Raw genomic sequence first — 14,185 nt, 5'->3', positions numbered from 1 at the left:
ATTGTGAAAGATTAGCCGCTAAATAATTTTGGCCGACTGTCACGATCGGATTCTTGGCATGATCAAGGCTCTCTTCATCAGGTTTGTGCTGGCTTCTGCCTCCAATATAAACACCGACAGACTTGCCCTTTATTTCCTCAGGCGTATAACCGGCGTGATACAAGAGTTTCAGACACTCTTCCAATACGAGCAGTGCTTGCGGATCCATCGCCCTTACGTCTTCTTCGTGAAGCAAAAAGAAATCAGGATCAAAATAGCTGACGCCATCAATCACGCCGGCATAATATGGCGTCTTACAGCCCCAACGCTCTGCCGGAATCGGGCCGATTGACGAACGCCCCTCGGATAGTAACAACCAATATGACTCCAATGTCTCTGCCCCAGGGAATCGGCAAGAGAGTCCGACAACGGCAATACCTTCTGCATGAGAGTCCGGTGACAAAATCGCTGGCGCCTGAATCTGAGGTGTAAGAGCTCGATCCTTCGCAGGAACAGATGCCTCCGCCTCTATTTTGTTCTCCAAAGGTGCTGATGCATCCGATATCCTGCCTCCGAATAAAGCGGACAGCCTTTCGGAATAAGAACCGATCAGCCAATCTGCGAACCTTTGAATTGTCGGGTATTCATATAGAATCGATGGATCGAGCGCTGCCTCTAATTTGCGGTTTATACGCTGGAGCACCTGTGCCAAAATGATCGAATCCACGCCATAATCCTGAAACACCCCGTCAATCTCGAAGTCTTCACGATCTATTCTCAGCTCTTCGGTAAACAGATCAACAAGCCAGGACTGTGTTTCAGATAATAATCCATCACATTTGGAAACTTCATCGGCCTCTTCAATGTCTCTGGCTGGCGGGCTCTGTAAAGCAGCTTCCTGCAAACCGCCCTCACGCGGTTTCCTCCTCTTCATCAGCAGTTCCGGCTCCCAGTTTGTTTGATTCGCCATTGCAGGGAGAACAACCGGTCCAAACATTTTCGATACAATTTGATCTAGAAAACGTAAGCCTTCTGAATTCGTAATGCTCAACAAGCCGCTTTCCCGATACGCTTGGTTTGTCACTTCACCCATACCGGTTTCTTTCCAGTTCGGCCACTGAACACTGATGATCGGCGCATGTTTCTGATGTGCTTCTGCAAAATAATCCATATAGCTATTGGCCATCGCATAGTCAGCTTGTCCCGCCGAAAGCTCCGGAATAATGGCTGAAACAGAAGAAAATAAGACAAAAAACTGTAAAGGCTCGTTACACACATGGCGATATAACGTTGTAAGACCTGACACCTTAGGTTCCATCACCCGCTGGATATCATCTGAAGTTTTTCGGATAAATGCCAGCGTATCCATATCCGTCAGACCTGCACAATGAATGACACCGCCAATCGGTCCTAATGTTCGCTTGATATGTTGCAGCGTTTGCTCAACCTGAGCATCATCAGATAACGTCAGCGACAGCATCTCCACCTGTACACCCTTCGCTTCCAGCTCCCGCACTGCCTGGATTTTCTGGGCAACTGATGTGTTCGAGGTGTCAAAACGAGCCCACTCCTCTCGCGGAGGAAGCTGTTCTCGTCCGGTCAGCACCATATTTTTCACTCCATAGCAATCTGCAAAATGACGGGCGCATAATAGTCCGATGCCGCGTGTGCCGCCTGTAATGAGAAGTACATGATCATTCGGGAAGACCGCGCTCTGTTCCGTGGCCTTACCTGTTTCCGGATGAGCTTTTAGAAAAGCTTGATACCGTAAACCATCTCTGTAGCAAACCTCGGCATCATGAGAATCGGAATAAAACTCATCAGCGATCAACTTCGCGAGACGGCGATGATCAGTAACTTCTTCAGCATCCATATGCCTTGATATAAGATGGCTGTACTCGCATTGGAGCATTCGATACAACCCAGCCCGTGAGGCGCCAGCCATCCGGACAGATGTGTTTTGAAACGATTCGAGCCCCTTCGTCACACAAAGCAGCCTGAGCCCCTCTTTATGCCCGAATTCAACCAGTCTTTGCACCCATTCAATCCAATCCAGCCGGCCCTCATCATCCTTACCGCATCCGATGACATCCACTAGGCCGTCAAACTCTTTCCAATCAATGTCTGACTGATCATTTTCTATCCGGCTCACATCTAATAAGAGATGATTCGGAAAATACGAAGACACTTCTGCTGCTAAATCTGCTGTCTCTTGATTGCTCAGGATGGCAACAGTTCTTGTCCCCGGCACTGCTGAGCCAATTGGACTCAAACTCCATTGTTTCGTCAAAAAGCATGCGGCGCGATCTTCAATCGCATTAACCAGTTCTTTTTTGTCTCTTTCTGAATGTTCCTTTGCCGGCACCCAATAGTGATCCTTCGCAAACGGATATGAAGGGAGGCTGATCAGGCGCGGTTTGGTCTCTCCGTATAATGTGTTCCACTGGATTGAGACCCCTTTGACCCATAAATCAGCAAGTTTGGCGTATTTTCTTTTTCTGATCCAAGCATCAAGTGCCAACGCCATATCTTCATCTGCTGTAAAAATAGTCTGGGTCTCTTTATTTCGATGAGACTGTCCCCGGAAAAATTCGTCTGTTTCTTCCTTACCGTCAACAAACGCCTGCAGTTTCTCTTCAAGTTCCTGCATCGTCCCCGCAACACACGCCAGACGCTCATCCATTTCTTCGCGCCCGACCTGCAGGGTGTAAGCGATGCGGTGCAACTCCTGATCTGTATATTTTTTATTGCGAATCGCCTCAAGCAATTGCGAAGCACGATCTATCAGCCTGCTTTTATTTTTAGCCGACAGCACAATCACGTTTGGCTGTTCTGTAGCCGTGTGTTCTGAATTGGCTTTTGGCATATATTCTTCAACCACAATATGCGCGTTTACTCCGCCAATTCCAAACGAACTGATTCCGGCACGGCGCGGAAGCTCGTTTCCGTCACGATCTGTGACAGACTTCCATTCCTGTTTTTCCTGAACGATGTAAAACGGACTGTCAGTCAGCTGAAGATAAGGATTAAGCGTCTCGCAATGCAGGCTTTTCACTAATGTTTTATGCTTCATTTGCAAAAGCACTTTGATCAAACCGGAAATACCTGCTGCTAGCTCTAAATGACCGATATTGCTTTTAACTGAGCCGATGCCGCAACGGTGATCCGGAACATCCGGCTGGCTCTCGCCTCTTATATTGGATAGTTCCTTAAACGCGGCTTTCAGCCCATTTATTTCAATCGGATCGCCCAATTCCGTCCCTGTTCCATGTGCTTCGATATATGTGACAGTGCTTGGATCTATGCCTGCTTGGCGATATGCACGCACCAACAAATCAGCTTGTGCTTTCGGATTAGGCGATGTCAGGGTATTGGCTCTTCCGCCGTGATTTTCCGCTGTCCCCCGAATAACGCCGTAAATATGATTTCCGTCACGCTCGGCATCTTCCAGCTTTTTCAACATGACCATTCCGACCCCTTCGCCTCTGACATAGCCATTCGCATCGGCGGAGAAGGTTTTACACCTGCCGTCTTTGCTGAGCATACCAGCCTTGCTGTAGCTAATATGCGCCTCCTCGGTTAAGATCGTATTCACGCCTCCAGCGATCGCCATCTCACAATCACCGTTTTGCATCGCAGTCACAGCACGGTGAATGGCTACAAGAGAACTGGAACAAGCCGTCTCTACTGGTTCGCTCGGACCATGAATATTTAAAAAATAACTCATTCTATTCGGGCCTACCGAAGGAATCATATGACCTGTAGCAGCATGGCCTTCAATTGGAAGATTCGCTCTATGGAATAGATCTTTATAACCGGTGTTTCCCGTACCGATAAATATACCGGTCCCTGTACCCGAAAGGCGTTGCGGCGAGCAACCCGCATCTTCCAGTGCCTTCCACACGTATGTCATTAACAAGCGCTGCTGAGGGTCTACATAATCAGCTTCTCGCGGCGAAATACCAAAAAACAACGGATCAAACTCTGCGACACCATCAATAAACCCGCCCCATTTGATGTCGGTTTTATTGACGTCAGTGTCTGGGTTTCCATAATGCTCCCGCCAATCCCATCGATCTTTTGGAACTTCTGTGATGCTGTCTTTTCCTTCTTCTAGGTTTTTCCAAAATTCGTCTATATCCATTGCGCCAGGGAATCGGCCGCTGATGCCGACAATTGCAACCGGCTCAAAATCGTCAGCCTGCTTTTTGTTTCTTTCTGCTTTTGCAATAACAGGCTGAGTAAAGCGGCGCTTTCTACGTGATGTGATTTTCGGCGCTTCATGGGATATTGTCTGTAACTCTTCCTGCCGCTCTGGTTTTTCACGCTCCTGAACCAGGGTGTCCTCATGTTCAGCGGTCAAATATTCAGCCAGGCTTTGGATGCTTCCATATTCAAAGAAAATGGTCGGCGTTAGCTCCAACTGAAATTCTTCGTTGATCTTGTTTGTAAAGACCGTAAATGTAACGGAATCAAATCCGTATTCACTCAGCTCTGTATTGACATCAATATCTTCACTATTTACTTTTAAAATTGCACTGACCATGTTGCTTAATGATGCCTCCAGGCTGCTTAAACTGTGCACTAAGTTTGTTCTTTCATCTATGCCTTTAGCAGTAGCATCTTGATTCCATTCGCCCTGATACGCAGCAACTACATATTCAGCTAGGCTTTGGACGCTGCCATATTCAAAGAAAATGGTCGGCGTTAGCTCCAACTGAAATTCTTCGTTGATCTTGTTTGTAAAGACAGTGAATGTAACTGAGTCGAATCCGTACTCACTCAGCTCTGTGTTGACATCGATATCGTCAGTGTTTACTTTCAAAATTGCGCCAACCATTTGGATTAAGGCTGCTTCCAATTTTCTAGTTTGTCCTTGATCCTGATCCGCCTTTCTCTGATCGTTCCGCTTGGCTTTCGATCCTGCGGAAAGCAGTTTTTGTTTCATTTTCTGAAGCTGTCCTTCCATCACAAAAACTTGCGGCTTATCAGATGCTATCCCTTGATAAAATGCTTTCAAGCCACTATCTGTCGGCATCGGGACCATTCCCGTCGTTTTCAGCATTCTCTTTTCATCTTCAGCGCCGACTTGCATACCGCCTTCTTCCCATAACGGCCAATTGAAGGAAATGGTGGAGCCGAATCTCTTTTTTGATGCCGCAAGAGAACGGCGGTATTCAGCAAATGCATCCATAAACGAATTGGCTGCCGCATAATCGGCTTGTCCAGCGTTTCCTAAACATCCCGAAACAGATGAGAAGAAAATGAAAAAGTCCAATGGGAAATCCTTGCTGCATTCGTCTACATGTAACAACCCGCTCACTTTTGGCTGCAACACTTCTTGAAACTCTTCATTCGTTTTATGAATGATGAAGTGATCTTTAATGCTGCCTGCACCGTGAATAATTCCATTGAGAGTGCCATATCTTTCTTTGATTTCCTCAAAAAGATGACGAACCGCATGCTGATCACTTACATCAGCCTCTCGATAGACAACCTCCGCTCCGATGCTTCGAAGAGCCTCCAGCTCGTTTTCCTTATCCTCACTTAAAACAGATCGTCCCGTCAGCACAATAGTAGACCGGCCAGTTCGATTGGCAATTTCCTTTGCAAACAGAAGGCCTAAGCTTCCTGCTCCGCCTGTGATTAGATAAACACCCTCGTCTCTCCACGGCATGTGAAGCGTATCAGCTGAAGGAAGCACCATTTCCCTCCAGCCTTTCACAAAACGGTGTCCAGCCTCATATCGAATCTGTTTGTCAAATGGTCTCCGGCTGTCGTCTTTCAGCTTGAGGTGAAGGTCTATCATCTCTTCAGGTTTTTCAATTTCAATGACCTGAGCAGTCAGTTTGCTGAACTCTATTTCTGCTGTTTTAAGCAGACCGGAAACGCCGACAAACAATTGCTTCTCTTTTTCCAGCGGAACAATCGCTTGAATGATGATACGGCCTGCAGAAAGCTCACGGACCTTGCTTTGCAGGAGTTCAAAAATGTTCTGCGTGTAACATTGATAACGTTCAGCAATATGTCCTACAGCTTCGTTCAGAGTAATCACACGGGCATCTTTCATGTGGGAGGCAATGCTGTCTGTAACACTTCGTTCAGTTTCGAAGAGAACAATGATATGCTCCGTGTACGAAGAATCTTCGTCCTCTCGTTCTTCATTCTGTTTTTCCCACACCGGTTCAAGCATTAAGCGTTCGTGCCGTGATGAAGGCTTTGAAGTATGAACCTCCCCTTCTAATACTCTCGTTGAGAATCCTTTGATCCTGACACATACGCTTCCACTCTCGTCAATGACATCAATATCCGCTTTCTGAACAACCCCTCCGGAGTGATCGCTGTCACTTAAGCGAGCATAAGCCCACATAGAAGAAGAACACCCTTTGATCACTTCAAGCTCCTCAAGCGCAAATGGCAAAATCAGCTTTTGATCCGTCAATTCCTGCATGATGCATATTGTTGCTGTCTGCAAGGCGGAGTCCATGATACTTGGGTGCAGCACAAACTGTTCATTCGTTCCAGAAACGATTTCTGGAAGTTGCAGCTGCGCCAAAACCTCTCTGTTTCCTATATTCACATTCTTAATTCCTTGAAAGGCCGGACCATGGAACATTCCTCTGCTTCTGCCTTCTTCGTAAAATTGATCAGGCGACATCTTTCCTTTGCCGCAGCGGCGTGACATTTCAGTGAGATCTGCGACTGGCGTTTCGGCGGCAGATGCCATCTCCGCACTGCCTTGACTATGAATAACAGGGTCGTCCCCGTCTTCCTGTGTACTGTAAATGTCAAAGGTGATTTTTCCATCTTCTTCAGGAAAGAGACTGATATCCACTTGAGCTGAATGTCTGTCAACCACAACAGGCTGAACCCAGACTGTATGATTCAATCTGATTCTGACATCTTGGCCAATTTCACTTCCTGCCGCCTGGTTTATAGCCGCGTACGCCATTTCAAGGTACGCAACACCAGGAAGCACAGGCTTTCCTCTTACCACATGGTCTCTCAGGAAAAATTCGTCACCAGTGAAAACCGAACTGAATTTCTGTTCAGAAAAATCAGATGTATTCTGATGAAGCAATGGATGAATAGAGCCGATCCCTGTCTGATTTCCGGATATCTGCGCCACCGGTTTGCGGTCATCCTGCGACGGCCAGTATCGTTCCTTTGCAAATGGATAAGTCGGCAGACTCATTCTGTTTGGGCGCTCACCCTTGTAAAGCTGCATCCAATCTATATGCGCTCCCTTGCTCCACATTTCTGCAAGCTTGTTTACTTTTCCTTTGGCCATCCACTTACGTATGAGTTCAGCGCTGTCCTCATCCTCCGTCAGCCATGAAACCTCTCTGGCATTGTGCTTACTTCCTTGAAAACAGCCTTCAATCGCTGTATTTCCATTGATAAAATCTGTGAGCCTCTGTTTTAACTCATTTACATGATCGGCAATAAAGACAACGCGATGCTCCATCGCTTCGCGCCCCACCTGAAGGGTATACGCAAAATCAGGCAGCTGGCTGTTCTCAAGCCCTCTTCTTTCTAAATAGGCCAGAATGTCTTCTGCATACTCTTGCAGCCTCTCTTTATTTTTCGCCGAGATTGGGACGATGCAGGTTCCGTCTATCTTTCCCTTATCTGAATCCCTTTTGAATTGTTCAAAAATGGCATGGGTATTTGTCCCGCCAAGCCCGAACGAGCTAAGTGCAGCCCTGTGCGTTTTGATCTCACGGCTTAACGTTTTCTTTTGATCGACGACGTAAAAAGGAGAGCTGGCTAAGTCTGTATTTGGATTCGGCTCCTTATAATTGATACTCGGTGCAAGCTCTTGATGATAAAGACTCATCACGACCTTAATGCAGCCCGCAAGACCGGCGGCTGTATCTAAATGTCCGATATTGGTTTTCACCGACCCAATGCCGCAAAATTGCGTTTTATTTGTATATTGCCTGTAAACGTTTGTTAAAGCCGCCAGCTCGATCGGGTCCCCCAGCTTCGTTCCGGTTCCGTGTGCTTCTACATAGCAGATGGATTCAGGCTGTATCTTCGTTTGATTCATGACCTGTTGGACCACGTCAGCCTGGCCTTTAACGCTTGGAGCATAAAAGCCGACTTTGTCAGCGCCGTCGTTATTTACACCAATGCCTCTCAGCAAGGCATAGATATGATCCCCGTCCTTTACTGCATCAGCTGCTTTTTTCAGCAATACAACAGCAACGCCCTCACCGCCTATCATTCCGTCAGCTGAAGCGTCAAAAGCTTTAATATGTCCATCACTCGAAAAGTTCAGCCCCGGCTGATGCACATATCCGATATTTGACTCGGTATGCAGCGTTGCACCGCCAACTAAAGCATAATCAGATTCACCCGACAGCAGGCTCTTATAGGCAGAATGCAATCCAATCAGAGATGATGAGCAGTTGGCATGGACGAAATAGCTTGGCCCTCTCAGCCCGAGCTTATGAGAAATCATTGTCGGAATCGTCCCGCTCTGTGCAAGCACCCACGAAACATAACCGTCCGGCGTCTCTAGGCTCTCTGTTGTATCTGACGGCAGCAGCGCGCGATAAGAATTATTGCTTGCCGACATAAAAACACTGGTTTGCGGAATCTGTCTCGCAGCATAACCGGCATCTTCTATTGCTTTCCATGAATGAGTCAGCAGCATCCGAAGCTGAGGGTCCATAAATTCAGCGTCTTTAGGAGAGATTTGAAAGAAGCTTGGATCAAATCTGTCTTTCCCCTCAATTGAAGCTTTAGCCGGGACATAGTTGGCATTCTCCGCTATCTCCTTTGAAATGCCAAAGCGCTGAAGCTCTTCTTTATTGAAAAACGCAATGCTTTCCTTGCCGTCTCTGAGGTTCTCCCAAAATTCATCATGATTTTTTGCCCCTGGAAATTCACACGATATGCCAATAATCGCCACACTATCGTCATAATAGTCTGGGAGATCACTCATCTCGGTAGACTGATCTTCTATATGAGCTGGCGGTTCTGTCGGCACATGGTCACTTGCATCGCCCATTCGCTGTTCAGTGATGTACTGGCTGATATTTTTAATCGTTGAATACTCAAACAGGTCTGTGACGGAAAACTCACAGGATAGTTCATGTTTGATGCGATCAGCCACAGTGACCGCGAGAAGCGAATCCCCGCCCACATCGAAAAATCCGTCATCCCATTCAATGTCACTCGTTTTCAGCACTTCCTGCCAAATGGTAAAAACAGTATCCTGAATGTTCTTAGGAGAGGTCTGCCTTTGCTTTAGCTGCTCCCCTGATAAATTGATATTCTTAAGGCTGTTTCTATCTATCTTTCCGTTCGGAGTTAACGGCATATGATCAAGCTGAATAAAATAAGAAGGCACCATATAGGCAGGCAAAGTATTTTTCACAAAATGACGCAGCTCTCTCGCTGTGAGAGAAGCATTTGCATGTTTAGCTGTATAATAGGCAGCTAGGTTATCCATATCTGCGACCACAACGCATTCCAGAATGCCGGGATGCTCACTAAGCCTGCTTTCAATATCACCAAGTTCAATACGGAATCCGCGGATTTTTACTTGATTATCGATGCGGCCTATATATTCAATTCGCCCTCCCGGAAGCCAGCGGGCCATGTCTCCCGTTCTATAAAGCTTAGACCCAGGCTCAAAAGGGTTGTCAATGAATCTCGAATCCGTTAATTCTTCCTTTTTGTAGTAGCCCTTCGCCACACCGTCTCCTGCAATGCACAGCTCACCCGGGACACCTGCCGGCACTGGCGCGAGCTGAGAATCCGTAATATAGATTTGTGTATTGGCGATTGGCCTTCCTATCGTGGCATGAGAGCATTCATCGTTAATGCGCTGAACCGCTGACCAGATAGTTGTTTCGGTTGGCCCGAACATATTCCAGGCTTCGCTGCCCGTATGCAGAAAATATTGTTTTAATGTCTCAGGCAATGCTTCGCCTCCGCATAAAATTTTCACGCTCTCTTCATTTTCCCAGCCTGAATAAAAGAGCATCTTCCACGTAGCAGGGGTTGCCTGCATCACTGTCGGTTTGATCGTGCGGATGTCCCGTTTCAGTTTTTCAACGTCTTTTGTATGCTCCGTTTGACAAATATAGCAGTGTGCGCCCTTTATTAAAGGCAAAAATAATTCCAGAGCTGCGATATCAAAACAGTAGGTTGTGACAGCAAGCATTTTATCCTCTGCCGTAAGACCTGGTGTTTCCCCCATCGAAACGAGAAAGTTTGTCAAAGCTTTATGCGGTATCATGACACCTTTTGGCTTTCCTGTGCTGCCGGATGTATAAATGACATACGCCAAGTTTTCCGGCGTGACAGTGCGTGTAAGCACTTTTCGATCAGAGGCTGTTTGAGCAATATCATCCCAATCTTGATCTAAAAGAGCTGTTGTGACACCGTTCCAACTCAACGTATTTACTAATTCCGATGTCGTCAGTGTAATGAAAACTTCACTGTCCTCAAGCATGTATTCCAATCGTTCAGCCGGATAGGACGGGTCTAGCGGCACATACGCTCCCCCAGCCTTGAGGATCGCTAATAAACCCACTAGCATGTCCAGCGATCGATCCACATAGATCCCCGCCAGACGGTCAGGACCCACTCCATGCGCCTGCAAATAAATGGCCAGTTGTGTGCTTTTTTCATCCAGCTCCCGATACGTCAATGTTTGACCTTCATAGCTGACAGCCGCTCTATCAGGCGTCTTTTTCGCCTGCTGCTCAAACAACTCATGAAAAGTTATATATGGATACGTTTTTCCTGTGGCGTTCCATGTTTTGAGAATCATCTGCTTCTCTGCCTCAGGTAATAAAGAATACTCTTTTAAAGGCTGAGAAGGATTCAACATCGCCTGCTCTGTTACATAAACAAAATGGTCGAACATGGCGGATATAGAAGCCGCATCAAACAGCCCAGTATTGTACTTGATGTTCAGCTCCATTTTTTCTTCTGTTTCCCACAGTTCAAATACTAATTCGTATTCGCCCTCTTGGTGAATACACTCAACGAAATCGACAGAAAAGAAGTCAGCATAGCGGTTCAGCAAGCTTTGATAGCTTCCGGATTGAAGAAAATTCTGATAGAAAAAAGCGGTTTGAAATACCGGTGAACCTGCTTGACTGCGAGGAATATTCAGATCCCTCACCATTTTTGGAAAAGGATATGCTGCATGATCAAGCCCATCCAATATCGTTAATTGCAATTTTGAAATAAAGCTAGAAAAAGTGTCTGCCGGGTTCAGCTCACTCCGAATCGGGAGCATATTGAGAAAATGTCCAATGGCATCATCAAATCTTTCTTCCGGCCTCACCATGGCCGGCATGCCGACGATCTGTTCCTTTTGGCCGGTGTAACGGCCAAGCAGCATCATATAGCAGCTTAAGAATACCGTCGTGACATTTACAGAATGCTCTTTCGCAAACGTTCTGACCTGATTCATGAAGCCGCTGGACAGCCGCCTGGTGTATGTATCCTCTCTAAACTCAGAATCGACTGAACTTGCGCTGACCTTAGGCAGCTGAAGATTCGGCAAAGTTCCCGATAGCTGTTTCTGCCAATATGTGCGATGCTTCATGCCATCTTTACCCGCAAGCATGTTTTTCTCCCATCCCGCAAAATCATGATAAATGGCAGGAGAAACAGCTATTTCCGGCTGCTGTCCTTTTAAAAGAAGCTGATAGGTATCAAACAGACTGCGTATAAATGTGACAGACGAAACTCCGTCAAAAATCAAATGGTGAATGACAACTAATAAAAAATGCTCTTGTTCAGATCTGGAAAAGCTCATGACACGCACTAACGGGCTGTTTTCCTTTACATACGGTTCCTTTACTTTCTTTCTAAGAAAAGCAGGAATATCAGACTCTTTCATACTTGAGATGTTTTCTGTCTTGATTTCAATTGAAAGCGCTGACTCATTTTTAAGAAATGGCACTCCGTCTTTCTCTTGGATGACGTGCTTTAAGATTGGGTGCTGATTCAATACAAGGCCGAAAGCCTGCTGTAATGTTTCAAGGTGGAGCCCTGAAGAAAATTTAAAACAGAGAGGTACGTGATATGCACTTTTTTCAGGTGACATTTTTTGCAATGTCCATAATCCTTTTTGAACCTCAGAAAGAGGCTGAAAAGTTGCCTGACTCCTTTCCGGTCCGGTTTTATATGTGTCCGTGCCCTTTTTGTCAGCAGACGAGCTGCTGAGGTCTTCATGTTCTGATAGATAGCTGGCTAAGCATTCAATTGTAGGATATTGATGTATCTCTCTGGCTGTTAGTTTGATATGGTAGTTTTTCTCGATCGATCGAATGAGCTTCATCATCTTGATAGAATTCACACCAAGACTTTGGATATTTGCATTTGGCTCCACCCAATCGCGGGAAACGTGCAGCTCCTCAGTCAAACAGGTGAGCAGATGCTTCTGTATTTCTTCCCTTACTCTTTTCACCTGGTCTGCTTGCTGTATATCCTCATCCTGGACCGCATCGTTCATCCGATTGGGTTTATGTAGCAAGTGGTCGAACTCTCCATTTTCAAATGAAGTTTTTAGCTGGGTGCGCTGGATCTTTCCGATAGCCGTTTTTGGAATCTCTTCTTTTTGTACAGGCAGCAAATATTCCGGGGTGACTCCGATCACCTGTGAGACATGGGATTGTATGTTTCTAAGAAGCTGAGACATCTGCTCATCATTTAATTTTGCAGAAGTAACAAAGAAGATAGCCAGCTGATCTGTTGAATTCTGGCCCAGACGGACAGCGCAGGCAGCAGTATAAGAAGTTTCAATTTCAGATAATTCTTCAACTGCAGACTCAATTGCATGACTGTAATAATTAATGCCGTTAATGATAATTGCATCTTTCGTACGGCCTGTTATGGTTAAGCGCCCGTTTCGCAAAAAGCCAAGATCCCCGGTTTCAAACCAGCCGTCTTCTGTAAACACACTCTCATTCAAATCAGGCCGCTGGTAATAACCGCTAGTAACAGAAAGACCCGAGACTTGAAAACGGCCGATCTCGCCCTCTTCAACCAATTCATTATGGTCATTCACAATTCTCATAGAGAAGCCGGGGATTGGAGAGCCTATTTCAACAAAATGATCATCATCACTTGTTCCAGCCCGGGTAAATTCATGAGAAAAAATAACGCCCGATGAAGTTTCGGACATTCCCCATGCAGGTCGGATGGCGTCAGCAGGCAGTCCATGTGGTTCTAAAAGCTCAAGTATTCTGCGCCCTACCTTGGCTACCATTGCTTCACCGCCATTGAGCATGTATCGCATTGAAGACAGATCCCATTTCCTATCTTTTATTTCTTCTGCAAAATCAGTGACCAGACCAAACGCAAAATTCGGCGCCCACGTAACAGAAGCTCGGTAATGATCAATCCAATCCAGCCATTTCAACGGCTCCATTAAGATTGTTTCGCTTGAGACGTTAATTTCCTGACAGCCAAGATAAACATCCCGCAAATGCAGCATTCCGATCCCTCCGACATGGTCAAACGGCATCCAGTTAAACGTAATATCCTCTCTGGTGAAGCCTTGCATTTGAATAATCCCTTTCACCATGCTCATAATGTTACGATGATTAAGCATAACTGCTTTGGGCGTTCCCGTACTGCCTGAAGTCAGCAATAAAAGCGCTAAGTCTTCGGGACTGGATTGATGCCAATCTGTGTCCGCTTCAGCGCTGAGCAGATCCTCTACAGCAATTGCCCTGAACCCTTCAAGCCCTTGTTCTTTTGCCCAATCGAGCATTTCCTGGTGCATCCCCCGGTCCGTAATCACCGCTGGCTTGTCAAGAAGCGTCCATGCGTCTTTCAGCTTTTGGGTGCCGCTGCTCGATTCAGCATACGTTGGCGGAACGGCTAATGGAGCCGGAACAATCCCTGTTAACACACACCCCCAGAACGCAGGGAGAAGCTGTGAATTGTCACCAAGCTGCAAAATCACGTTTTGTTTTGCTTTCAGGCCTGATTGGCGAAGCCCCTTCGCAATGCGCAGTCCATCATCCCATAATCGTCTGTATGATTGGTAAACTTCAGTCCCATCCGGCTGCAAATAAATGATTCCCTTTGTATCCCCAAGCTCCGCCGCCGTTCTGTATAAAACTTCAGGTATTGTTGCCGGCTGCTTTTCAGATATATGTAAAGGCTCCCCATGACTGACAGAAGGATTAGCTAATATGCGGATATTATCATTATTTCTCAT

The 14,185-nt window shown here is 46.3% G+C and carries 1 protein-coding gene (only partly in view); it reads right to left on the bottom strand.

All coding sequences use genetic code 11. The annotated features are described in order from the left end of the window. On the bottom strand, positions 1–14,185 hold the 5' portion of the coding sequence (gene pksJ, locus NYE49_RS09270) for a polyketide synthase PksJ (RefSeq protein WP_047182632.1). Its footprint begins 947 nt before the window's first position; only the first 14,185 of its 15,132 coding nucleotides appear in the window; its start codon is at positions 14,183–14,185; its stop codon lies beyond the left edge, outside the window.

The sequence above is a fragment of the Bacillus sp. FSL L8-0358 genome (assembly GCF_038593095.1).
Lineage (GTDB): Bacteria > Bacillota > Bacilli > Bacillales > Bacillaceae > Bacillus > Bacillus subtilis.
The sequence above is the reverse complement of the archived record's forward strand: the minus strand, read 5'-3'. Positions and strand labels throughout refer to the sequence as shown.